19 protein-coding genes are annotated in these 23,364 nt (G+C 71.5%); 8 read left to right on the plus strand and 11 right to left on the minus strand.

Features of this window, described 5'->3' with window-relative positions:
* Positions 1-98: 98 nt before the first annotated feature.
* The 3 genes from ACSU6L_RS16130 to ACSU6L_RS16140 all read left to right on the plus strand — a co-directional run bounded on the left by ACSU6L_RS16130 (position 99) and on the right by ACSU6L_RS16140 (position 3,297).
* Complete coding sequence (locus ACSU6L_RS16130) at positions 99-929, plus strand: DUF3558 domain-containing protein (RefSeq protein ID WP_437057477.1); 831 nt, start codon at positions 99-101, stop codon at positions 927-929.
* Positions 930-1,034: 105 nt separating this feature from the next.
* On the plus strand, positions 1,035-1,910 hold the full coding sequence (locus tag ACSU6L_RS16135) for a DUF3558 family protein (protein WP_437057479.1): 876 nt from the start codon (positions 1,035-1,037) through the stop codon (positions 1,908-1,910).
* Between the two features lie 106 nt (positions 1,911-2,016).
* Positions 2,017-3,297 (plus strand): DUF2637 domain-containing protein, encoded by a 1,281-nt coding sequence (locus ACSU6L_RS16140; protein ID WP_437057481.1) that lies wholly within the window; start codon positions 2,017-2,019, stop codon positions 3,295-3,297.
* A 68-nt stretch (positions 3,298-3,365) separates the two neighbouring features.
* Here the strand turns inward: ACSU6L_RS16140 and lysS are convergent, their stop codons facing one another.
* Entirely contained in the window at positions 3,366-5,108 is a 1,743-nt protein-coding gene (gene lysS, locus ACSU6L_RS16145) for a lysine--tRNA ligase (protein WP_437057483.1), read from the minus strand.
* 131 nt (positions 5,109-5,239) lie between these two features.
* Between lysS and argS the strand changes: the two genes are divergently transcribed.
* Positions 5,240-7,003, plus strand: coding sequence for an arginine--tRNA ligase (argS, locus tag ACSU6L_RS16150; protein ID WP_437064917.1), 1,764 nt, complete (start codon positions 5,240-5,242; stop codon positions 7,001-7,003).
* A 77-nt stretch (positions 7,004-7,080) separates the two neighbouring features.
* On the opposite strand, the gene ACSU6L_RS16155 is transcribed toward argS, so the two are convergent.
* Together ACSU6L_RS16155 and ACSU6L_RS16160 are read right to left on the minus strand one after the other, a co-directional pair.
* Positions 7,081-8,037 carry a polysaccharide deacetylase family protein gene (locus ACSU6L_RS16155; protein WP_437057485.1) on the minus strand — a complete coding sequence of 319 codons (957 nt, stop codon included), beginning with the start codon at positions 8,035-8,037 and terminating at the stop codon, positions 7,081-7,083.
* A gap of 35 nt (positions 8,038-8,072) precedes the next feature.
* Entirely contained in the window at positions 8,073-9,026 is a 954-nt protein-coding gene (locus tag ACSU6L_RS16160) for a glycoside hydrolase family 11 protein (protein WP_437057487.1), read from the minus strand.
* A 280-nt stretch (positions 9,027-9,306) separates the two neighbouring features.
* Here ACSU6L_RS16160 and ACSU6L_RS16165 point away from each other — a divergent pair, with 280 nt between their 5' ends.
* On the plus strand, positions 9,307-10,125 hold the full coding sequence (locus ACSU6L_RS16165) for a DUF4253 domain-containing protein (protein WP_437057489.1): 819 nt from the start codon (positions 9,307-9,309) through the stop codon (positions 10,123-10,125).
* A gap of 7 nt (positions 10,126-10,132) precedes the next feature.
* On the opposite strand, the gene ACSU6L_RS16170 is transcribed toward ACSU6L_RS16165, so the two are convergent.
* Together ACSU6L_RS16170 and ACSU6L_RS16175 are read right to left on the minus strand one after the other, a co-directional pair.
* Positions 10,133-11,344, minus strand: coding sequence for a PLP-dependent aminotransferase family protein (locus ACSU6L_RS16170; protein ID WP_437057491.1), 1,212 nt, complete (start codon positions 11,342-11,344; stop codon positions 10,133-10,135).
* Between the two features lie 102 nt (positions 11,345-11,446).
* Positions 11,447-12,850 carry a helix-turn-helix domain-containing protein gene (locus ACSU6L_RS16175; RefSeq protein ID WP_437057493.1) on the minus strand — a complete coding sequence of 468 codons (1,404 nt, stop codon included), beginning with the start codon at positions 12,848-12,850 and terminating at the stop codon, positions 11,447-11,449.
* A gap of 214 nt (positions 12,851-13,064) precedes the next feature.
* Between ACSU6L_RS16175 and ACSU6L_RS16180 the strand changes: the two genes are divergently transcribed.
* Positions 13,065-13,775 carry a DUF4232 domain-containing protein gene (locus ACSU6L_RS16180; RefSeq protein ID WP_437057495.1) on the plus strand — a complete coding sequence of 237 codons (711 nt, stop codon included), beginning with the start codon at positions 13,065-13,067 and terminating at the stop codon, positions 13,773-13,775.
* 22 nt (positions 13,776-13,797) lie between these two features.
* On the opposite strand, the gene hemB is transcribed toward ACSU6L_RS16180, so the two are convergent.
* From hemB to ACSU6L_RS16210, 6 genes are all read right to left on the minus strand, one after another.
* A complete protein-coding gene (gene hemB / locus ACSU6L_RS16185) occupies positions 13,798-14,790 on the minus strand; it encodes a porphobilinogen synthase (protein ID WP_437057497.1) in 993 nt (330 codons plus the stop codon).
* A gap of 379 nt (positions 14,791-15,169) precedes the next feature.
* Positions 15,170-16,885, minus strand: a complete 1,716-nt coding sequence (locus ACSU6L_RS16190) for a uroporphyrinogen-III synthase (RefSeq protein WP_437057499.1) — start codon at positions 16,883-16,885, stop codon at positions 15,170-15,172.
* Positions 16,882-17,841, minus strand: a complete 960-nt coding sequence (gene hemC, locus ACSU6L_RS16195) for a hydroxymethylbilane synthase (protein ID WP_437057501.1) — start codon at positions 17,839-17,841, stop codon at positions 16,882-16,884. The genes ACSU6L_RS16190 and hemC overlap by 4 nt, the downstream gene beginning before the upstream one ends.
* The gene (locus tag ACSU6L_RS16200) at positions 17,838-19,544 is read right to left on the minus strand and encodes a glutamyl-tRNA reductase (RefSeq protein ID WP_437057503.1); all 1,707 of its coding nucleotides are present in this window, start codon (positions 19,542-19,544) and stop codon (positions 17,838-17,840) included. Before ACSU6L_RS16200 ends, hemC begins: the two co-directional genes overlap by 4 nt.
* Entirely contained in the window at positions 19,541-20,302 is a 762-nt protein-coding gene (locus ACSU6L_RS16205) for a redox-sensing transcriptional repressor Rex (RefSeq protein ID WP_073940727.1), read from the minus strand. Before ACSU6L_RS16205 ends, ACSU6L_RS16200 begins: the two co-directional genes overlap by 4 nt.
* Positions 20,303-20,491: 189 nt before the next feature.
* The gene (locus ACSU6L_RS16210) at positions 20,492-20,779 is read right to left on the minus strand and encodes a glutaredoxin family protein (protein WP_437057505.1); all 288 of its coding nucleotides are present in this window, start codon (positions 20,777-20,779) and stop codon (positions 20,492-20,494) included.
* A gap of 106 nt (positions 20,780-20,885) precedes the next feature.
* Between ACSU6L_RS16210 and ACSU6L_RS16215 the strand changes: the two genes are divergently transcribed.
* Both ACSU6L_RS16215 and ACSU6L_RS16220 read left to right on the plus strand, forming a co-directional pair.
* A complete protein-coding gene (locus ACSU6L_RS16215; protein ID WP_437057507.1) occupies positions 20,886-21,812 on the plus strand; it encodes an HAD family hydrolase in 927 nt (308 codons plus the stop codon).
* 569 nt (positions 21,813-22,381) lie between these two features.
* Positions 22,382-23,152 (plus strand): ECF subfamily RNA polymerase sigma factor, BldN family, encoded by a 771-nt coding sequence (locus ACSU6L_RS16220; RefSeq protein ID WP_073940730.1) that lies wholly within the window; start codon positions 22,382-22,384, stop codon positions 23,150-23,152.
* Positions 23,153-23,364: the final 212 nt, after the last annotated feature.

Below are 23,364 nucleotides of genomic sequence, written 5' to 3' on the forward strand. Positions count from 1 at the left end.
AACGGACCGGCGTCCACGGCTGTGCGTGCGATACACATTGTGTCCAGGGCAGTCATCGGCCCGGCAACCGATTTACCACCGTCGAGAGGAGCCTGACCGTGCAGCGGAAGGCGTACGTATCCGGCATCGCCGCGCTCCTCGCGGCCCTGCTGGCCGGCTGCACCGGCGGCTCGGACGACGGCGGCGGCACGGACGACGCCAACCCCGACGGCGACTCCGCGGCCACCCGGACCGCCGAGCCGGGCCGCTACCGCACCCTGCCGGAGCCGTGCAGGGTCGACGAGGACACCCTCGACTCCCTGCTGCCGGGCATCCCCCAGATCGCCGACGAGGAGCAGCGCGAGAAGGCCTACGCGGGCGAGGCCACGCTCACCTTCGACAACGACCGCAAGATCGGCTGCCGCTGGCAGGTGCCGTCCGCGACGGCCACGGACCATCTGTTCGTGGACCTGGAGCGGGTGGTGTCGTACGACAACGCGGTCAGCGACGACGACCAGGCCCAGCAGCTCTTCGCGGCACGCCAGACGGAGGCCGACCTGCCGGCGCCGACGACGTCCGCCCCGTCGGAGGCACCCCCGAGCCCGTCCGGCAGCCCCTCCGGCAAGCCGAGCGCCGCCGGCTCCGCGTCCTCCGCGTCCGCCTCGTCCTCCGGTTCCTCCAGCCCTTCGCCGAGCGCCACCCCGACCGGTCTTCAGCCCCGCGTGCTCGACGACCTCGGCGACGAGGCGTTCCTGGACGACGAGCTGAGCAGCGCCGGTTCGACGGCCAAGCAGCGGACGGTGACTGTGGTGTTCCGCACGTCGAACGTCATCGTGACCGTCAAGTACGAGGAGCAGGCGGCGACCGTCGGCCTGGTCCCGGACAGCGAGGAAATGCAGGACAGGGCCCGGAAACTGGCCTCTCAACTGGACGACTCGCTGGCCGGTTGACGGCCCGCCCCGGCGGTCGGCTCATCAGCCGAACGGGAACCGCGCGGTTCCCTCACCGCGTACCGTGACCCCTCGGACCCGATCCGACGGCAGGAACAGAGCGTCATGAGTGAAGGAACCATGCAGCGACGAGCACAGCACCAGCGTGATGTACGAGCCGGGCGTCTGAACCGCGTCCTTGTCTCCGCCGCCGCCGTCCCCGCGATCCTGCTCGCCGCCGGCTGCTCCTCGGACTCCGGCTCCGGCGACGACGCGAAGAAGGCGTCCGAGAGCGCGAGCGCGTCGGCGAGCCCGTCGCCGACGGTGCAGGCGGCGGCGTACCGGACGCTGCCGGAGCCGTGTGACGTGCTGTCGAAGAAGACGCTGGGCGAACTTGTCCCGAAGGGTGCGAAGTCGGGCAAGGAAGGCAACTCGGACGACACCTCGTCGCGGAGCAACTGCTCCTGGGACAGCCTCGACAACAACGGTGTGGACGGCTCGCAGTTCCGCTGGCTGAACGTCTCCCTGCTGCGCTTCGAGTCCGACGTGACGCGCGGCTCGGCGGACGAGCTGGCGCAGGAGTACTACGCGAAGCAGGTCACCGACGCGCGGTCGGTGAAGGACGCGAAGAACACCAAGGCCGAGCCGCTCACCGGGACCGGTGACCAGGCGACGGCGGTGCGCTACGACCTGAAGAAGAAGGAAGGCTCCTTCAAGCAGCAGACGATCGTCGTCCGCGTGGAGAACGTGGTCGTCACCCTCGACTACAACGGCGCGGGCCTGGCCGGCGAGAAGACCCCGGACGCCGACGAGCTGATGAAGGACGCGACGAAGGCCGCCAAGGAGGTGGTCGCCGCGGTGACCGAGGCGAACGAGGCCGAGGCGGGCAAGGGCAGCACCTCGTCGAAGGCGCCGAGCGCGTCCAAGGCGCCGTCCCAGTCCGCGTCGAAGTCCCCGTCCAAGGCGGCCACTTCGTCCAGGACGCCGGCGAAGAAGAGCTGACCCCCGAGGTCACGAAAGCGCAGTCCCGCACGGTCCGGCCACTCGTCCTCCGCACAGGTGTGCCACTCTGTTGCGCGCAACAACACGCAGTGGGAGGGGAGTACGGGTGGCCGCGCCCATACAGCTGACACGGATGCACCGCGTTCTCATCGGCGTGGTCGTGGCCGGTGCCGTGATCATCGCGGGCATCGGCTTCGCGGGTTCGTACGCCGCCGTGCGCGAGCTCGCCATCAAGAAGGGCTTCGGGAACTTCAGTTATGTGTTCCCGATCGGCATCGACGCGGGCATCTGCGTCCTGCTCGCCCTGGATCTGCTCCTCACCTGGATCCGGATCCCCTTCCCGCTGCTGCGGCAGACGGCCTGGCTGCTGACCGCGGCCACCATCGCCTTCAACGGTGCCGCCGCCTGGCCGGACCCGCTGGGCGTCGGTATGCACGCGGTGATCCCGGTGCTGTTCGTGGTGGCGGTCGAGGCGGCCCGGCACGCGATCGGCCGGATCGCCGACATCACGGCCGACAAGCACATGGAGGGCGTCCGCCTCACCCGCTGGCTGCTCTCGCCGGTGCCCACCTTCCTGCTGTGGCGCCGGATGAAGCTGTGGGAGCTGCGTTCCTACGACCAGGTCATCAAGCTGGAGCAGGAACGTCTCGTCTACCAGGCCCGGCTGCGCTCCCGCTTCGGCCGCAGCTGGCGCCGCAAGGCCCCGGTGGAGTCCCTGATGCCGCTGCGCCTGGCCCGCTACGGCGTGCCCCTCGCGGAGACCGCCCCGGCGGGCCTGGCGGCGGCCGGCATCGAACCGGCCCTGATCCCGCCGGCGCCGCAGCCGGCCGAGGTCGCCGCGGGCAGTCGCGGCGACGGGCCGGCGCGGATGGGCGCGGTACCCGGCGGGCAGCGCCCGGAGCTCGTCGCCAACGGCCGCGCGGGGCAGCAGCCCGGCGACGTCGCGGCCGACCAGAACCCGTGGCTGCAGGCCCGGGACCCGCAGGCGGTGCAGTACCAGGGCGGCTACGACCCGAACTACGACCCGGACGCCGCGTACGCCCAGTGGTACGAGGAGCAGCGGCAGGCCGAGGAGTACGAGGACCAGTACCAGGAGGAGCCGGACCCGCTGCCCGCCCCGGAGGACACCGGCAGCTTCCCCATCCCGGTCGTCCCGGGCCGCACCCGCGAACTCGGCGAGGGCGGCGGCACGCCGGAGCCGGACGAGGAGGCGTACTACCAGGTGTTCCGCCAGTCGATAGACGGCAGCTTCCCCACGCCCGGCGTCCTCGGCGACAACATCGAGGCGACGTACGGCATCAAGCTGGCCCCGAGTGCCCTGAAGGCGCTCTCGGACCGCTTCCAGCAGCGCTTCAACGCGGAGCTGGAAGAGGACCACATCGCGTAACGCCCGCACACGACGAAGGAGGGGGCGCCCGGCGAACACCGGGCGCCCCCTCCTTCGTGGAGAACGGCTTACTCGCCGAGCAGGCGCCGCACCCGCTCCTGCCCCACCGCCAGCAGCAGCGTGGGCAGCCGCGGACCGGTGTCCCGGCCGACCAGCAGGTGGTACAGCAGCGCGAAGAACGACCGCTGGGCCGTCTTGATCTCCGGCGGCAGCTCCTTCGGCGTGGCGTCGGCGGAGAACCCGGCCTGCACCTTCGGCACGCCGTAGACGAGGTGGGTGAGGCCGTCCAGCGACCAGTGCTCGGTGAGCCCGTCGAGCAGCAGCCGGAGCGAGCCCTGCGCCTGCTCGTCGAGTGACTTCAGCAGGTCGAGGTCGGGCTCGTCACGGACGATGGTCCGCTGGTCGGCGGGCACCTGGGTGTTGATCCAGGACTCGGCCTTGTCGAACCGGGGCCGCACCTCGTCGAGGGAGCCGAGCGGCTGCTCGGGGTCGAGCTCGCTGAGGATGCGCAGCGCCTGGTCCTCGTGGCCGGCGGTGATGTCGGCGACGGACGCGAGGGTCCGGTACGGCATCGGGCGCGGCGTCTTCGGCAGCTCACCGGCGGCGGTCCGCACCGCGCGGGAGTGCGCGGCGGCGTCGGCGGGCAGCACGGTGCCGTCGGCGACCTTGGCGTCCAGCTTGTCCCACTCGTCGTAGAGCCGCTGGATCTCCTGATCGAAGGCGATCTTGAAGGACTGGTTGGGCTTGCGCCGGGCGTACAGCCACCGCAGGAGCTGCGGCTCCATGATCTTCAGCGCGTCGGCGGGGGTCGGCACCCCGCCCTTCGACGACGACATCTTCGCCATGCCGGAGATGCCGACGAAGGCGTACATCGGGCCGATGGGCTGCTTGCCGCCGAAGATGCCGACGATCTGGCCGCCGACCTGGAAGCTGGAGCCCGGGGAGGAGTGGTCGACACCGCTCGGCTCGAAGATCACCCCTTCGTACGCCCAGCGCATCGGCCAGTCCACCTTCCAGACCAGCTTGCCGCGGTTGAACTCGTTCAGCCGGACGGTCTCCGAGAAGCCGCAGGTGGTGCAGGCGTACGTCAGCTCGGTGGTGGTGTCGTCGTAGGCGGTGACGGTGGTGAAGTCCTTCTCGCAGTTGCCGCAGTACGGCTTGTACGGGAAGTACCCGGCGGAGCCGGAGCTGCCGTCGTCCTCGGACGCGGCGCCGGAGCCCTCGGCGGCCTCCAGCTCGGCCTCGTCGACCGGCTTCTGCGACTGCTTCTTCGCCGCCTTCGGCTTGGTCCGGTACTGCGCGAGGACGGCGTCGATGTCACCGCGGTGCTTCATGGCGTGCAGGATCTGCTCCCGGTACACGCCGGAGGTGTACTGCTCGGTCTGGCTGATCCCGTCGAACTCGACGCCCAGCTCGCCCAGCGCCTCGATCATGGCCGCCTTGAAGTGCTCGGCCCAGTTCGGGTACGGCGAGCCCTTCGGCGCCGGCACGGAGGTCAGCGGCTTGCCGATGTGCTCCGCCCAGGTCTCGTCGACGCCGGTGACACCGGCGGGCACCTTGCGGTAGCGGTCGTAGTCGTCCCAGGAGATCAGGTGGCGGACCTGCCGGCCGCGCCGCCGGATCTCGTCGGCGACCAGGTGCGGGGTCATGACCTCGCGCAGGTTCCCCAGGTGGATGGGGCCGGACGGGGAGAGCCCGGACGCGACGACGACCGGTTTGCCCGGGGCCCGACGCTCCGACTCCTCGATGACCTCATCCGCGAAACGGGAGACCCAGTCGGTGGTCTCGGTGCTCTGAGCCACGATCGGCACGTCCTCTTTTACTGAAGGCTTGATGGTTGACCCATTCTCCCAGACCGCCTCGTGCCCGGGAAAACGGCTTTACCCCCCATGGGATACTGGCCGTGTCTATCGATCCCCTCGAGGAGAACGGCACCCCACCTATGGCCTCGGTCACGTCCCTCAGCGACTCCGTCCAGCAGCACCTCGCGTCCGCCCTCTCGGCCACCCTGCCGGAGGCCGCCGGCGCGGACCCGCTGCTGCGACGAAGCGACCGGGCCGACTTCCAGGCCAACGGCATCCTGGCGCTGGCCAAGAAGGCGAAGGCGAACCCGCGGGAGCTGGCGACGCAGGTCGTCTCCCAGGTCGTCGCCGGTGAGGTGATCGAGGACGTCGAGGTCTCCGGCCCCGGTTTCCTCAACATCACGGTCGCCGACAAGGCGATCACGGAGAACCTCGCCGCGCGCTACGCCGACGACACGGGCCGTCTCGGCGTGCCGTTCGCGGAGAACACCGGCACCACGGTGATCGACTACGCCCAGCCGAACGTGGCTAAGGAGATGCACGTCGGCCACCTGCGTTCCGCGGTGATCGGCGACTCGGTCGTCCAGCTGCTCGAATTCACCGGCGAGAACGTGGTCCGGCGGCACCACATCGGCGACTGGGGCACCCAGTTCGGCATGCTCATCCAGTACCTGGACGAGCACCCGCACGAGCTGGACCACAAGGCCGCCGAGGTCACCGGCGAGGAGGCGATGTCCAACCTCGACCGCCTCTACAAGGCCGCGCGCAAGCTGTTCGACTCCGACGAGGAGTTCAAGACCCGCGCCCGGCGCCGGGTGGTCGACCTCCAGGCCGGCGACGAGCACACGCTGGCCATGTGGCAGAAGTTCGTCGACGAGTCGAAGATCTACTTCTTCTCCGTCTTCGAGAAGCTGGACATGGAGGTCCGGGACCCGGACATCGTCGGCGAGTCCGGCTACAACGACATGCTCGCGGAGACCTGCCGCCTCCTGGAGGAGTCCGGCGTGGCGGTCCGCTCGGAGGGCGCCCTGTGCGTCTTCTTCGACGACGTCAAGGGCCCGGACGGCAACCCGGTCCCGCTGATCGTCCAGAAGTCGGACGGCGGCTACGGCTACGCGGCGACCGACCTGTCCGCGATCCGCGACCGTGTCTTCAACCTGAAGGCGAACTCGCTGGTCTACGTGGTCGACGCCCGGCAGTCCCTGCACTTCAAGATGGTCTTCGAGACCGCCCGCCGGGCCGGCTGGCTGAACGACGACGTGAAGGCGTTCCAGCTGGCCTTCGGCACGGTCCTCGGCAAGGACGGCAAGCCGTTCAAGACGCGTGAGGGCGAGACGGTCCGGCTGGTCGACCTGCTTGACGAGGCCATCGACCGCGCCTCCGCCGTCGTGCGGGAGAAGGCGCAGGACCTCTCCGAGGAGGAGATCGCCGAGCGGGGCGCCCAGGTGGGCATCGGCGCGGTGAAGTACGCGGACCTGTCGACGTCGGCGAACCGGGACTACAAGTTCGACCTGGACCAGATGGTCTCGCTGAACGGCGACACGTCCGTCTACCTGCAGTACGCGTACGCCCGTATTCAGTCCATCCTCCGCAAGGCCGGCGAGGTCCGCCCCGCCGCCCGCCCGGAGCTGGAGCTGCACGCGGCGGAGCGGGCGCTGGGCCTGCACCTGGACGGGTTCGCGGAGACGGTGAACGAGGCGGCGACGGAGTACGCCCCGCACAAGCTGGCCGCCTACCTCTACCAGCTCGCCTCCCTGTACACCTCGTTCTACGACAAGTGCCCGGTGCTGAAGGCCAAGACGCCGGAGCAGGTCGAGAACCGGCTGTTCCTGTGTGACGTGACGGCCCGTACCCTCCACCGGGGCATGGCCCTGCTGGGCATCCGGACGCCCGAGCGGCTCTGATCCCGGCCTTGTGAGGCCTGTAAGCGGCGCGGTGACCGACGGTCGGTCACCGCGCCGCTCGGCGTTCCGGCCCGTGCTCAGCCGGTGGCGCAGGAGACGGACGGCCAGGTCCAGTTGCCGTTGGCCTGGATCGTCACGCCCCAGTTGTCACCGCTGCCGTTCGGCTTGGCGACGAGGGTCTGGGCGCTGGGGTAGCTCGTGCTGACGTTCCAGGTGGACAGCACCTTCGCCGGGGACGGCACGTTCATCGTCACCGTCCAGTTGCTGGATCCGCTCACCGAGACGTTCAGGTTGTACCGGTCGCCCCACTTCTGCCCGCCGGACAGCGTGGCGGTGCAGCCGCTCCCGCCTCCGCCCGAGCCGCCCCCGTCGGGAGCGACGGCCCTGCCGGTCTGCGGCGAGATCATCCCGGCGCACAGCCCGCGGCTCGCCAGCCCCTGGGCGATCCGCGGGATCGCGGCGAGCGTGTTCGCGGACCAGTCGTGCATCAGCATGACCTGGCCGTTGGTGAGCCGGTTCGCGGCCTGCACGATCGAGTCGGTGCTCGCCCCGTTCCAGTCCTGCGAGTCGACGTCCCAGATGACCTCGGTCAGCCCGTACTTGGCCGCGACGGCCTTCACCGTCGCGTTGGTCTCCCCGTAGGGCGGCCGGAACAGCTTGGGCGTGCCACCGCCGGCGTTGGCGATCGCCTGCTGGGTCCGTCCGACCTCCGAGTCGATCTGCGCCTGGCTCAGCTGGGTGAGGTGCGGGTGGGTGTAGCTGTGGTTGGCGACCCACATCCCGGCGTCCACCTGCGCCTTCACCAGGGACGGGTTCGCGGCGGCGTACTGGCCCTGGTTGAACATGGTGGCCCGCAGCCCGTTCTGCCTGAGCGCGCCCAGCAGGGCGGACGTACTGCCGGACGGCCCGTCGTCGAAGGTGAGGGCGACATAGCCGGTGCAGGCGGCGGCCTGGGCGGGCCCGGAGCCGACGGTGACAGTGCCCGCGGCGGCCAGGGCGACGGCGGCCAGCCCGGTGACGATTCCGTTCCTCATACGGAGTGCTCCTCCGGACGTCGTCGGCACGGCGGTCAGCTCGCGCTGCACGAGACGGAAGGCCAGGTCCAGTTGCCGTTGGCCTGGATGGTGGCGCCCCAGTTGTCGCCGCTGCCGTTGGGCTTGGCGACGAGGGTCTGGCTGCTGGGGTAACTGGCGCTGATGTTCCAGGTGGACAGCACCTTCGCCGGGGACGGCACGTTCATCGTCACCGTCCAGTTGCTGGATCCGCTCACCGAGACGTTCAGGTTGTACCGGTCGCTCCACTTCTCCCCGGCGGACAGCGTGGCGGTGCAGCCCGTGCCGCCGCCACCGCCGCCGGAACCGGTGCCGCCGACGGTGATGTTGGAGTTGCCGCTGCTCTGGTAGCCCTCGGTGGCCATGATCATGTAGTTCATGGTGCCGAGGTTCATGCCCTTGCTCGCCCAGGCGTCGAAGTGGTTGCCGGTGGTGATGGTGCCGCCCGTGCGCTTCGACTGCCGGACGCTCCAGAACTGCTTGAAGGTCTTGTTGCCCTCGATCGAGGGCGCGTTGTAGCGCGTCGTCTCGTAGATGTCGTAGGTCCCGCCGTCACTGGTGACGGTGCCCTTGAACGTCCCCGTGGGCCGGTAGGTGCCCCAGTTGTCGACGATGTAGTACTCGACGAGCGGGTTGGTCGACCAGCCGTACAGCGTCAGGTACGCGTTGCCGGACGGGTTGAAGGTGCCCGAGTACTGCACCGTCCGCCGGCTGCCGGTGGCCCAGCCCTTGCCGGCGACGAAGTTGCCCGTGTTCCTCCAGCTGGTGCTGTAGGAGCCGCCGGAGGAGAGGTTCATGGAGACCGTTCCGGGGGCGTCGGTCCAGAACGAGTAGTAGTAGCCGTTGTCGGTGCCGGTCTGGTTGGAGTTGATGACGGTGTCGGCACTGGCGGTGCCCGGCAGAAGCATCGCGACCACGAAGGCCAGCGCGACGGTGCAGGCTCTTCTGATCGGTCGGACAAGCGCGTTCATGTACGTGCTTCCTCCTCGTGTAGGCCGTGCGTGCGTTGCGGGTGCGGCGAGGCGTCAGTGTTGAGCTGCACGCAGCGCGCGTCAATAGTTTCGGCAGTACCTTCGAAAGATTCGAAGCCTTACTGGTCAAGTAAGCGAGTAGTTTCACCAGTTCAGTTGGCATGACTTGTTCATCACGACAAAATCAGTCAATGCTCACCACGCCATGATGATCGACGCGTGAGACCTGCTAGCGAAACATTCGAAGGCGATGTCAGTGGGCGCCCCTAGAGTCACCGGCATGGCGACGCTTCCGAACCCACTGCCCCGCCTGACCACCGACCCCAGCGGGCGGTCCCTGGGGCTTCAACTGCCGCCCGGCAGGCTGATCGACGCGACGGAGGACGGGCCCTGGCCCGAGCCGCTGCTGTGGCACGCCGACACGCCCGCCGCGCCCGGACACTGGACCGCGCTCGGCGGACCGGCGGCGCGTGTGGGGCTGCTGCCGGTCCTCGTCGACCTGGGCGACCGTCAGGGAGGCCCGGAGAAGTGGCAGTTGGCGCCGGCCGACGTGTCGTATCCCGGCGACCACGACGCGGAGGACGTGCTCGCGGAGTACTGGGAGGGCGACGAGGACGGCGAGGACTCCGAACCGCTGGACCTCCTGGCGCCGTTCGGCCCGGACTGGCCCGGCCTCGCCCCCGCCGGGCAGCTCACCATCGACCCCGGCACCTGCGCCGCCCAGGTCGCCGACACGCTGTCCGACGGCTCGCGCGACTGGCCGCGCGCACCGCACCTGGCCCTCGTCCCGGCCCGCCGCTCGGCCGACATCCCCGCCGCCGTCGGCTGGTCCGGCCCGCTCAACCACGACGACGACGTCGCCCGCCTGTGCGCGGTCCTGCGCTCCTGGGAGGACCGCTTCGGCATACGCGTCGTCGCGCTCGGCTTCGACACCCTCGTCGTGTCCGTCGCCGCCCCGCCCGTCATCCGGGCGGACGCCGAGGCCCTGGCCGCCGAGCACTTCGCGTTCTGCCCGGACAACCTCGCCCACTCCCGCAGTGTGGGCGCCTACGCCGAGGAGCTGACCGGCGCCCGCACCTGGTCCTTCTGGTGGGACTGACCCGCGCTCAGGCCACCCCGAGCCCCCGGCCCAGCCGCCGCAGCCCCTCCCCGATCTCCTCCGGCGTCTGCGTCACGAAACACAGCCGCAGGGTCGACCGGTCGGGCTCACCCGCGTGGAAGGGGGCGCCGGGCACGTAGGCCACGTCCTGCTCGACCACCTTCGGCAGCAGGGCGGTCGTGTCGTACGGCTCCGGCAGCCGCACCCAGAGGAACATGCCGCCCTCGGGCCGGTTCCAGACCGAGCCCTCCGGCAGCGCGTCCGGGAGCCCGGCGAGCATCGCGTCGCGGCGCTCGCCGTAGGCCCCGGCCACCCGCGCCACATGGACGTCGAGGTCGCGGTCGGCCAGATAGCGGGCCGCGGCGAGCTGGTTGACGGTCGGGGTGTGCAGGTCGGCGGCCTGCTTGGCGACCGCGCAGGCCCGCAGCAGCCCGGCGGGCGCCCGCAGCCAGCCGAGCCGCAGGCCCGGCGCCATGACCTTGGAGAAGGAGCCGAGCAGCACGGTCCGGTCCGCGGCGTCCTCGTAGGAGGCGATCCACGGCACCCGCTCGCCCTCGAACCGCAGCTCGCCGTACGGGTCGTCCTCGACGATCCACAGGCCCCGCCGGGCGGCGACCGCGGCGATCGCGGCCCTGCGGTCGGCGGGCAGGGTGCGGCCGGTCGGGTTCTGGAAGGTGGGCACGGTGTAGAGCAGCTTGGGCCGCTCCCGCACCACCAGTTCCTCCAGCGCCCGCGGGTCCACCCCGTCCGCGTCGCCCGGCACGGGCACGATCCGGGCGCCCGCGAAGCCGAACACCTGGAGGGCCGCCAGATAGCAGGGGTTCTCGACCAGGACGGTGTCCCCCGGTTCGATCAGCGCGGTCGCCAGCAGGGACAGCGCCTGCTGCGAACCGGTGGTGACGAGCACGTCGTCGGGGCCGGTGGCCAGCCCGCGCAGGCTCGTCCGGGCGGCGAGCGCGGCCCGCAGCGTGGGCTCACCCTCGGTCGTGGAGTACTGCAGCGCCCGCGCGGGCGTCTCGGCCAGGACGTCCCGGTAGGCCGCCGCGACACCCTCCGCGTCGAACAGCTCCGGTGCCGGCAGCCCGCCCGCGAAGTTGATCACCTCGGGGCGGGCGGTGACCGCCAGGATGTCCCGTACCGGCGAACCGCCTACGGCACTCACCCGGGCGGCGAGGGGCGGGACGGACGCGGTGGACGCTGACTCGGCGACGAGGCTCACGGTGCGGCTCCTTGGGTACGTCGGAACGACGGTTTCAAGTCCTGGAACCGCACCCTAGAGAGATAGCTGCCGTCTACACATGTGTTTCCGCGATACGGACGCCTACTCCCCGTTCTCCACCGCCGCCTCGCCCCAGCCGGAGCCGCCCAGCGGAAAGTCGTACGCGGGACGGCCGTTGTTGCCGCTGGTGCGGAACGGCTTGCCCTCGTCGTCGATCCGCAGCGTGCCGCTGCGCGATCCGCTGCTCCAGGCCAGTTCCAGGTACCACCGCACGTCGTACGCCGAGGCGTCGGCCGTGATGTGGATGGCCTCCGGGTCCGACTCGCTCACCTTCAGCGGGAAGTCCCGGCCGCCCGCCACGGCCTCGACCGTCGGCCGTGCCGCGTCCAGCGCGATGGTGAACGGCCGCTTCGGCACGCTCCCGCCGCAGCCGACGCCCATCGCGTAGTCGTTCCAGGGCAGCGGCGCGCCCCGGCCCACCACCCGCACCTTCAGGCTGTCGAGGACGACCGTCTCCGCGCCGGTGCCCTGCACGGTGAGCGTCACATACTGCTCACCCGACGACACCGCCCGCTCCGCCGCGACCCAGGCGGGCGCGTCCTGCTCCGTCGGCGGCGGATGCACCGCGTCCGGAGGACTGTCGATCAGATAGTGCTGGGAGCACGGGCTTTCCCAGGCGTACGGGCGGGTGACGACGGTGAGCGGGACGCCGGACGCGGGCTCGTCGCCCTGCGCGGGCGCGGCACCGGCGCCGGAACCGGCGCTCGCGGACGGGCTGGAGCCGCCCGAGGCGGCCGGCTTGTCCTTCTTCTCGCGGCCGTCCTTCTCCCCGGCGGAGCGGGACGCCGAGGGCGAGGCGGTGCCGGACGGCTCCGCGGACACCCGCGCCCCACCGTCGGCGGACGAGGCGGCACCGACGGAGCTGCCCCGCCCGTCGTCCGCGTCCCCGGTCGGCAGACTCACGGCGAGCACGACGGCACCGAGCACGGCGGCCACGGACACCCCCGCGAGGAGCGCGGTACGGCGACGGGAGCGAGGCCGCTCGGCACTCGGCCGCGACGGCTCCTCCGCGACCGAAGTGCGCTCGGCGCTCGGCGCGGACGGCTGCTCGCCGCTCGGGGGTTCCGCGACGCGCGCGGGCTCCCCGACAGGCACCGGCTCCGCGACGCTCGCAGGCTGCTCGCCGCTCGCAGGCCGCTCGGCGCTCGCGGTCCGCTCGACGCCCGTCGGCCGCTCCGGCTGCCGTACCTCGGCCGGAGCCGCCTTGCGCCCCCGGGCCGCGTCCGCCAGCACCCAGCGCCGGTGCAGCTCGACCAGTTCCTGCGGTGACGCCTTGCAGGCGCGGGCCAGCCGCTCCACGGGCGCGTAGTCGGCCGGGACGGCGTCCCCGTTGCAGTACCGGTGCAGTGTCGACGTGCTCATGTGCAGCCGTTTGGCGAGCGTCCCGTAGCTGAGCCCCGAGCGCTCCTTCAGCTCGCGCAGCAGCGCCGCGAAGTCCTCCGACACCGTTCCTCCGCTCCCCCATGTCCCATTCCCGCGTTCCAGGGAATGGCCGTTCCCCCAGGTCAGAGCCGTTGCGAGCGTTCCAGCGTCCCTGAAAGTCCGCCGGGTCTGGCAGCCGGGACGGATCGCCGCGCAGGCTTCAGTCATCCAAGCACGCCGCTCCCGGCACCCGGTCGAGCGGCTCGCCTCAACTCACCTGCATGCAAAGGAATCAGCCATGCGTATCTTCCGCCGCACCCGTGTCCTCGCCGCCACCGGCGCCGCCCTCACCGCCCTCGCGCTCACCGCTTGCGAGAACGGCACGGGAGCACGGGACGAGGGCGCGTCGGCGCCGGCCTCGACGGCGAACCCGTCGGCCACGTCGGGACCGTCGGGCACCGCAAAGGCGCCGGAGGCGACGCAGGAGGCCCCGGACGCGACGAAGCCCGGACAGCCGGAGAACACCCCGAAGCAGACGCCTGCCGCCACCCCCAGCCCCGCCGCCGATGGCGACGACGGCCCGGTGCGCACGATCTGCAACGGCTCCAACACCAAGGTCACCGCGCAGCCCGTCCCGCGCCCCCTGAACCACATGCTGCTCACGGTCACCAACACCGGCTCCGAGCCGTGCAGCCTGATGTACTACCCGGTGCTCCGATTCGACGAGATGCAGTGGGTGCCGCAGGCCATGGCGGGGACCAAGCCGCAGGCGGTGCCGACGCTCGCCCCCGGCGAGTCCGGCTACGCGGGCGTGCGGCTCTCCGCGGCGGACGGCAGCGGCGACGGCGGCACGACCGGCCACAAGCTGACCGTCGCCTTCCAGGGCGGCACGCCGAACAGCGACGGAGGCGCCGCCGCGACCCCGTCGCTGCCCGCCGACGGCCTCTACTACGACAGCTCTCTGGCGGTGACGTACTGGCAGTCCTCGATGGAGGCCGCCCTGAACTGACCCCGGCCCCGGGCCGGGGGCGTCAGTCCAGCTTGCGGGCCACCTCGGTGGCCCAGTAGGTGAGGATGTTGCGCGCGCCGGCCCGCTTGATGCCGGTCAGCGCCTCCAGAATGGCCCGGTCCCGGTCGATCCAGCCCTTCTCGGCGGCGGCCTCGATCATCGAGTACTCGCCGGAGATCTGGTAGGCGGCGACCGGCACGTCCACCGCGTCCGCGACCCGCGCGAGGATGTCGAGGTAGGGGCCGGCGGGCTTGACCATCACCAGGTCCGCCCCCTCCTCCAGGTCGAGGGCGAGCTCGCGCAGCGACTCGCGCACGTTGGCCGGGTCCTGCTGGTAGGTCTTGCGGTCGCCCTGGAGCGAGGACCCGACGGCCTCCCGGAAGGGGCCGTAGAAGGCGGAGGCGTACTTCGCGGTGTACGCGAGGACGGCGACGTCCTCACGGCCGATCTGGTCGAGCGCGTCACGGATGACGCCGATCTGGCCGTCCATCATCCCGCTGGGGCCGACCACGTGGGCCCCGGCGTCGGCCTGGACCTGCGCCATCTCGGCGTACCGCTCGAGGGTTGCGTCGTTGTCGACGCGGCCGTGCTCGTCGAGCACTCCGCAGTGCCCGTGATCCGTGGTCTCGTCGAGGCACAGGTCGGACATGACGAGCAGTTCGTCCCCGACCTCGGCCCGCACGTCGCGGATGGCGACCTGCAGAATCCCGTCGGGGTCGGTCCCCGGGGTCCCGACCGCGTCCTTCTTGGCCTCCTCCGGCACGCCGAACAGCATGATCCCGGAGATCCCGGCCTCCACCGCCTCGGCGGCGGCCTTCTTGAGACTGTCCCGCGTGTGCTGGACGACCCCCGGCATCGCGGCGATCGGAACCGGCTCGCTCACACCCTCCCGCACGAACGCGGGCAGGATGAAGTCGGCCGGATGCAGCCGGGTCTCGGCGACCATGCGCCGCATGACGGGGCTCGTACGCAGCCGACGCGGACGTGTCCCGGGGAAGGATCCGTACTTCGTCATGCCCCTAACGCTACGCCCGCCCCGCCGGCACCTTTGCCGACGCGACGTCGGCAGCGAACAACCGACAACGGACACCCGGCAGCGGACAACCCGCGGCGAACATCCGGCACCGGGCATCGGCAGCGGCGTCCGGCACCGCGCCACGCCGGGTTGCGCGACAGCCACCACGAGCTGTCACGCAACCTCGGTCAGGCATCCGGCTCCTCGGGACCCGGCCCTAGGGGACGTCTCGCCGATCATGCCGGGCTCGCGGCGTCTGGCACCGCGCCTCGCCGCGTTGTCGTCACTCGCCGATGCGCCGCATCGGCTCCCTTCTCCGCCTTGCGATGCACGGCACCAGACGCCGCTCCCTGATCCGGCCTGATCGACGAGACACCCCCTAGGTCGTGGACCGCCGCCGCCGCGCCCCCGGCCGCCGCTCGCTCGGCCGGGTCACCGGGTCCCCGGCCTCCAGCGCCGCCTCGCGCCGCCGCATCCCGAACGCGGCCAGCGCCTCGGCCAGCTTGTGGACGGACGGCTCGGGCGCCATGACGTCGACCCGCAGCCCGTGCTCCTCGGCGGTCTTCGCCGTGGCCGGGCCGATACAGGCGATCACCGTCACGTTGTGCGGCTTGCCGGCGATGCCGACCAGGTTCCGCACGGTCGACGACGACGTGAACAGCACCGCGTCGAACCCGCCGCCCTTGATCGCCTCACGCGTCTCCGCCGGCGGCGGCGAGGCGCGCACGGTCCGGTAGGCGGTGACGTCGTCGACCTCCCAGCCCAGCTCGATGAGCCCGGCGACGAGCGTCTCGGTCGCGATGTCGGCACGCGGCAGGAAGACCCGGTCGATCGGGTCGAACACGGGGTCGTACGGCGGCCAGTCCTCCAGCAGGCCCGCGGCCGACTGCTCGCCGCTCGGCACCAGGTCCGGCTTCACGCCGAAGGCGATCAGCGCCTTCGCGGTCTGCTCGCCGACCGCGGCGACCTTGATCCCGGCGAAGGCACGGGCGTCGAGCCCGTACTCCTCGAACTTCTCCCGGACGGCCTTCACCGCGTTGACCGACGTGAAGGCGATCCACTCGTAGCGGCCGGTCACCAGACCCTTGACCGCCCGTTCCATCTGCTGGGGCGTGCGCGGCGGCTCGACCGCGATGGTCGGCACCTCGTGCGGCACGGCACCGTAGGACCGCAGCTGGTCGGAGAGCGACGCCGCCTGCTCCTTCGTACGCGGCACGAGCACCTTCCAGCCGAACAGCGGCTTGGACTCGAACCACGACAGCTGGTCGCGCTGGGCGGCGGCGGAACGCTCACCGACCACGGCTATCACCGGCCGGCCGCCCTCGGGCGAGGGCAGCACCTTGGCCTGCTTCAGCGTCTGGGCGATGGTGCCGAGGGTGGCGGTCCAGGTGCGCTGCCGGGTCGTCGTACCGGCGACCGTCACCGTCAGCGGCGTATCGGGCTTGCGGCCCGCGGCCACCAGCTCTCCCGCCGCCGCGGCCACGGAGTCGAGCGTCGTCGACACGACCACGGTCCCATCGGACGCGCCGACCTCCGTCCAGCACCGGTCCGATGCCGTGCGCGCGTCCACGAACCGCACGTCCGCGCCCTGCGCGTCACGCAGCGGCACACCGGCGTACGCGGGCACGCCGACGGCGGCGGCGACGCCGGGCACCACCTCGAAGGGCACCCCGGCGGCGGCGCAGGCGAGCATCTCCTCGGCGGCGTACGCGTCGAGTCCGGGGTCGCCGGACACCGCACGCACGACCCGCCTGCCGCCCCGCGCGGCCTCCATGACAAGATGTGCGGCATCCCGTTCTGCGGGGACCCCGACGGTTGTTGACGTGCCGTCAACGACCGTCAGCTGAGGCGTGCCCGTGCCCGGACGCTGGTCCGCGGAAGGATCCGCGGGGTCCGCGTCCGTGTTCACCACGGAGACGCCCGGCCTGGCGTGGACACGTACGACGTCGAGCACATCGTGCTCGGCGACGAGGACGTCCGCGTTCGCCAGCGCCTCCACGGCGCGCAGTGTCAGCAGTCCCGGATCTCCGGGTCCGGCACCCAGGAAGGTGACGTGCCCGTGTTCCGGACCGGCGGGAAGGGTGGTGGGGCTCAATGTGCTCGCTCCCCCATCAGACCGGCCGCGCCCTGGGCAAGCATCCGGTCCGCGAGGTCACGGCCGAGCGCCACTGCCTGGTCGTGCGTCTGGGGCACGGGACCGGTGGTGGACAGCTGCACCAGCGCGGTGCCGTCGGTCGTGCCGACGACGCCCCGCAGGCGCATTTCCTTGACAATCTGCCCGTCGGCCAGAAGGTCGGCCAGCGCGCCCACCGGGGCGCTGCAGCCGGCCTCCAGGGCGGCGAGCAGTGACCGCTCGGCGGTCACGGCGGCCCGCGTGAGCGGGTCGTCGAGCTCCGCGAGCGCGGCGATGAGGTCCGCGTTGTCCGCGGTGCACTCGATCGCCAGTGCCCCCTGGCCGGGGGCGGGCAAAACGGTGTCGACCGACAGGAAGTCGGTCACTTCCTCGCTGCGGCCGATCCGGTTCATTCCGGCGGCGGCCAGCACCACGGCATCCAGCTCACCGTTCCGGACGAATCCGATCCGGGTGTCGACGTTCCCGCGGATCGCCACGCACTCGATGTCGAGTCCGTGGGCGCGGGCGTACGCGTTCAGCTGCGCCATGCGGCGCGGCGAACCGGTGCCGATGCGCGCGCCGCGCGGCAGGTCGGTGAACTTCAGCGCGTCCTTGGCGACGATCACGTCACGCGGGTCCTCGCGCACCGGTACGGCGGCGATGACCAGCTCCTCGGGCTGCGCGGTCGGCAGGTCCTTCAGCGAGTGCACCGCGAAGTCGACCTCGCCCCGCAGCAGCGCGTCGCGCAGCGCGGTCACGAACACACCCGTGCCGCCGATCTGCGCCAGCGACTCACGGGAGACATCGCCGTACGTGGTGATCTCGACCAGTTCTACGGGCCGCCCGGTCACCTGGCTCACGGCGTCCGCGACCTGCCCGGACTGGGCCATGGCGAGCTTGCTCCGCCTGGTCCCGAGCCTCAGCGCCTTCTCACTCATCGTGGCCCTCGGTTCTTCTCGGTGCTGTCCTCGGCGCGGGAGACGGAGGCCACCGTCTCCGGGTCGAGGTCGAACAGGGTGCGCAGCGCGTCCGCGTACCCGGCGCCGCCGGGCTCGGCCGCGAGCTGCTTGACCCGGACGGTCGGCGCGTGCAGCAGCTTGTCGACGACCCGGTGCACGGTCTGCCGGATCTCGCCGCGCTGCTTGTCGTCGAGGCCGGGCAGCCGCCCGTCCAGCCGGGCGATCTCCGCGGCGACCACATCGGCGGCCATCGTGCGCAGCGCGACGACGGTCGGCGTGATGTGCGCGGCCCGCAGCGCCGCGCCGAAGGCCGCCACCTCGTCCGAAACGATACGGCGGACCTGGTCGACGTCGGCCGCCATCGGGGCGTCGGCGGAGGCTTCCGCCAGCGACTCGATGTCGACCAGCCGCACCCCGGCCAGCCGGTGCACGGCCGCGTCGATGTCGCGCGGCATGGCGAGGTCGAGCAGGAAGAGCACGGGCTCGGGGCGCTCGGCCGCCACGGGTTCGGGCTTGCGCCGCTCCGGGATCCGGCCGACGGTCGCGGCCGTCGCGGCCAGCGCGCCGATCAGCTCGGCGTCCGCCTCGGGCACCCGCCGGACGGTGTCCCGGCGCTCGGCCGGGGCGCCCGCGACCCAGGCGGCGTGCTGCTCCAGCGTCGCCGCGTCCATCCCGGCCACGGCGGCCTCGCCCATCACGGAGAAGCCGGGCGCCGACAGGTCCAGCGGACATCCGTCCTCGGTGCCGACGCTGGTGGGCGGCAGCGGGGTGGCGGGCCGTACGCCCGCCGCCTTGTCCGTCGTACGGCGGTCCGGGCCGGCGTCCGCCGCCGGCGCTCCGGTGCGGCCCTCGACCGCGGCGGCGACCGTCTCGGCGCCGAGCACCAGACCGGTCGCGCCGGTGCAGGAGACGGCGATGTCGGCACGTGTCAGCTCGGCCGGCACCGCGTCCATCGGTACCGCGCGGGCCGACACGTCCGTGTCCTCGGCCTCGGTGAGGATCTGCGCCAGGCGCTCGGCGCGCTCCTGGGTGCGGTTGGCGACGACGACCTCGGCGACCCCGACGCGCGCGAGCGTCGCGGCGGCCAGCGAGGACATCGACCCGGCGCCGATCACCAGGGCCTTCTTGCCGCGCGCCCAGTCCTCGACGGGCGTGCCGACGGCCAGCTGCTCCAGCCCGAAGGTGACCAGGGACTGCCCGGCGCGGTCTATGCCGGTCTCGGAGTGCGCGCGCTTGCCGACCCGCAGGGCCTGCTGGAACAGGTCGTTGATCAGCCGGCCGGCGGTGTGCAGCTCCTGGGCGCGGGCCAGGGAGTCCTTGATCTGGCCGAGGATCTGGCCCTCGCCGACGACCATGGAGTCCAGTCCGCAGGCCACCGAGAACAGGTGGTGGACGGCCCGGTCCTCGTAGTGCACATAGAGATACGGAGTGAGCTCGTCGAGCCCGACCCCGCTGTGCTGGGCGAGCAGGGTGGACAGCTCGGCGACACCGGCGTGGAACTTGTCCACGTCGGCGTACAGCTCGATGCGGTTGCAGGTGGCCAGCACGGCGGCCTCGGTGGCCGGCTCGGCGGCGACGGTGTCCTGCGCCAGCTTGATCTGCGCGTCCGCGTTCAGCGCCGCCCGCTCCAGCACGCTGACCGGGGCGCTGCGGTGGCTCAGACCGACGACGAGGAGGCTCATGCCGGCATCACGGCGGGTACGTCCCCGTCGGGTCCCTGGTCGGCGGAGTCGCCGCGCTTCGCGGCGGTGGGTACGGCGGCCTCGCCCGCGGCCTCCTCGCCGGCCTTGCGCTGCTCGTGGAAGGCCAGGATCTGGAGTTCGATGGAGAGGTCCACCTTGCGCACGTCGACGCCGTCCGGGACGGACAGCACGGTCGGCGCGAAGTTCAGGATGGAGGTGACCCCGGCGGCCACGAGCCGGTCGCAGACCTGCTGGGCGGCACCGGCGGGGGTGGCGATCACGCCGATCGACACGCCGTTGTCCTGGATGATCTTCTCCAGGTCGTCGGTGTGCTGCACGGGGATCCCGGCGACGGGCTTGCCGGCCATGCCCGGGTCGGCGTCGATCAGCGCGGCGACCCGGAAACCACGGGAGGCGAAGCCGCCGTAGTTGGCGAGCGCGGCGCCGAGGTTACCGATACCGACGATGACAACCGGCCAGTCCTGGGTGAGGCCGAGTTCACGGGAGATCTGGTACACGAGATACTCGACGTCGTAGCCCACGCCACGCGTCCCGTAGGAGCCCAGGTACGAGAAGTCCTTGCGCAGCTTCGCGCTGTTGACCCCCGCCGCGGCGGCCAGCTCCTCGGAGGAGACGGTCGGCACGGAGCGCTCGGAGAGCGCGGTCAGTGCGCGGAGGTACAGCGGAAGCCGGGCGACGGTGGCCTCGGGAATCCCTCGGCTACGGGTCGCCGGTCGGTGAGTTCGGCCAGTTGCCACGGTGCTCCTGCGGGTAGAGCGGGGCTGCAGGCGGTCATGCGTCCCCAGACCGCCCCGTCGAAAGCAGGCTATGTCTTTGTGAACGCGTGCACAAAGATGGTGTCCGATTTGCCCGGCCAACGTGACGGGGGTCACGACCGAATACTCTCCTCACGATCCACGCCCCCGAGACCACAACAGCCATGGATCCTAAGCCGTGAGCGCCTTGCGAAGGCGCTCCTCACCGACCCGCCAGAAGGTGTGCTGCTCCCCGTCCACGAGCACCACCGGGATCTGCTCCCAGTAGCGATCGTGCAGGTCAGCGTCCTGCGTGATGTCCTTCTGCTCCCAGGGAACCCCCAGCTCCCCGCAGACCTTCTCGATGACGATCTGTGCGTCATCACACAGATGGCAGCCGGGCTTGCGGATCAGGGTGACCAGACGGTCCTGTGGGGCGGCTGCGGCCCTGCGCCGAAAGATGGGACTCATACCGGCCATTCTCGCCCGCCCGGAGCCCCCGCTTAACGGCTCGGACCCGGAGAGTTCACAACCTCCCAACCTCGCCCCGGACGGAAGTCCCGAACAAACTGGCTATGCTCACGCCATGGCCGCTCTCGGATGGCTCACCCCCCGTAGGCGCTCCGCCACGGCGCGGAGCGTGTTGGCAGGCGAGGCCTCGGCGGAGGCCGCCCGCAAGTCCGCCGAGCTCGCCGAGACCCCCGAGGTCTCCGGCAAGGAGCCGGAGTTCCCGGTGCCCGGCGACGAGAAGGCCGCCGCCTTCTTCGACCTGGACAACACCGTCATGCAGGGCGCCGCCCTGTTCCACTTCGGGCGGGGCCTGTACAAGCGCAAGTTCTTCGAGACCCGCGACCTCGCCCGGTTCGCCTGGCAGCAGGCCTGGTTCCGGCTGGCCGGCGTCGAGGACCCCGAGCACATGCAGGACGCCCGCGACTCGGCGCTGTCCATCGTCAAGGGCCACCGCGTCGCCGAGCTGAGGTCGATCGGCGAGGAGATCTACGACGAGTACATGGCCGAGCGGATCTGGCCGGGCACCCGGGCGCTGGCCCAGGCCCACCTGGACGCCGGCCAGCGGGTGTGGCTGGTCACCGCCGCCCCGGTGGAGATCGCCACGGTGATCGCCCGCCGCCTCGGCCTCACCGGCGCGCTCGGCACCGTCGCGGAGTCCGTCGACGGCGTCTACACCGGCAAGCTGGTCGGCGAGCCCCTGCACGGCCCGGCGAAGGCGGAGGCGGTGCGCGCGCTGGCCGCCGCGGAGGGCCTGGACCTCTCCCGCTGCGCCGCCTACAGCGACTCGCACAACGACATCCCGATGCTCTCGCTCGTCGGCCATCCCTACGCGATCAATCCCGACAGCAAGCTGCGCAAGCACGCCCGCGAGAAGGACTGGCGCCTGCGCGACTACCGCACCGGCCGCAAGGCCGCGAAGGTCGGCATCCCGGCCGCGGCGGGCGTCGGCGCGGTGGCCGGCGGCACGGCCGCCGCCATCGCGATGCACCGCCGCCGGCGCTAGGGGGCGTCTCGCCGATCATGCCGGGCTCGCGGCGCCTGGCACCGTGCCTCGCCGCGTTGTCGTCTGTCCCCGATGCGCCGCATCGGCTCCCTCCTCCGCCTTGCGATGCACGGCACCAGCCGCCGCTCCCTGATCCGACCTGATCGACGAGACACCCCCTAGCCACCCACCCGTCGGCGCCGCCTGCGCCCGCCTCGCGCCCATCCGGTTGACGGGGCCTAGCCGCGCCCGGCCGCGGGGGCGTGCCGACACGCCGTGTCGACGAGGCCAATCCACCAGTCGTACCCAGCCGGACGCCCGGCCAGTCACGGCTGCCCGCACCCGGCCACAACACGCCTCGGACCCACCCGGAACCCGAACCTTTCCGATCAAGAACCTGTCACTCTGCGGCACTCGAGTGAGCGTCAATCGGTTACAGAAGCGACGTAATCGATGATTTGAGCAACTGGGCGTAGCAGCGCCTGCACGAAGCGTTATTCTCCTCAGACGCAAACCGGTACCCCTCCGTCGCTACGACGGGTGAACGGTCCCGCACTGCACGTGATGGAAGCTCTGCCTCTGGGAGTCCCGTGTACCCACACGTCGGGGTTGACGCCTCGGGCCTGGCTACGCTGCGCGCAACGGTCCAACGACTGCTGCGCGACTTCGTCCCCACCGCGTACGCCGTCCCCGTCTTCGCCTCCGCCGCGCCCGTCGGCCCGTGCTACGCACTGGCCGACGGCAGCGCCGCGGTCGGCAGACGAGGACGTTCAACCGGCGCCGCGACCGCGCGCCGCCCGGCCGCCGACAGCGACAGCGCCCGGATGATGGACCTCGTGGAGCGCGCCCAGGCCGGCGAGGCCGAAGCCTTCGGCCGTCTCTACGACCAGTACAGCGACACCGTGTACCGGTACATCTACTACCGCGTAGGAGGCAAGGCCACCGCCGAGGACCTGACCAGCGAGACCTTTCTGCGCGCCCTGCGCCGCATCGGCACGTTCACCTGGCAGGGCCGTGACTTCGGCGCCTGGCTGGTCACCATCGCCCGCAACCTGGTCGCCGACCACTTCAAGTCGAGCCGCTTCCGGCTCGAAGTGACCACCGGCGAGATGCTCGACGCCAACGAGGTCGAGCGCTCCCCCGAGGAGTCCGTCCTCGAGTCCCTCTCCAACGCCGCCCTCCTCGACGCCGTACGGCGGCTCAACCCCCAGCAGCAGGAGTGCGTGACGCTCCGCTTCCTCCAGGGCCTCTCCGTCGCCGAGACCGCCCGGGTCATGGGCAAGAACGAGGGCGCCATCAAGACCCTCCAGTACCGCGCCGTACGCACCCTCGCCCGGCTGCTCCCGGACGACGCGCGCTGAGCCCCCGTACGCCCGCACACTCCGCTGTCCCCAACTCACCATCGGTGAAAGTCCGTTGGCTTCTCGGTCCGATCATCCGCCGTCCGTAACCCAAGTGCCGCGCCGCTCGTTGTGCGGGATGCAGGCTCCCTGTGGTCACTCCCCGGCCGTCTCCGATCGCTCGTTCGTGTCGACGTGGCCGGGGTGTGCAACCCTCAGGACCCCCTGGGGAG

This window comes from Streptomyces sp. enrichment culture (assembly GCF_964272855.1).
Lineage (GTDB): Bacteria > Actinomycetota > Actinomycetes > Streptomycetales > Streptomycetaceae > Streptomyces.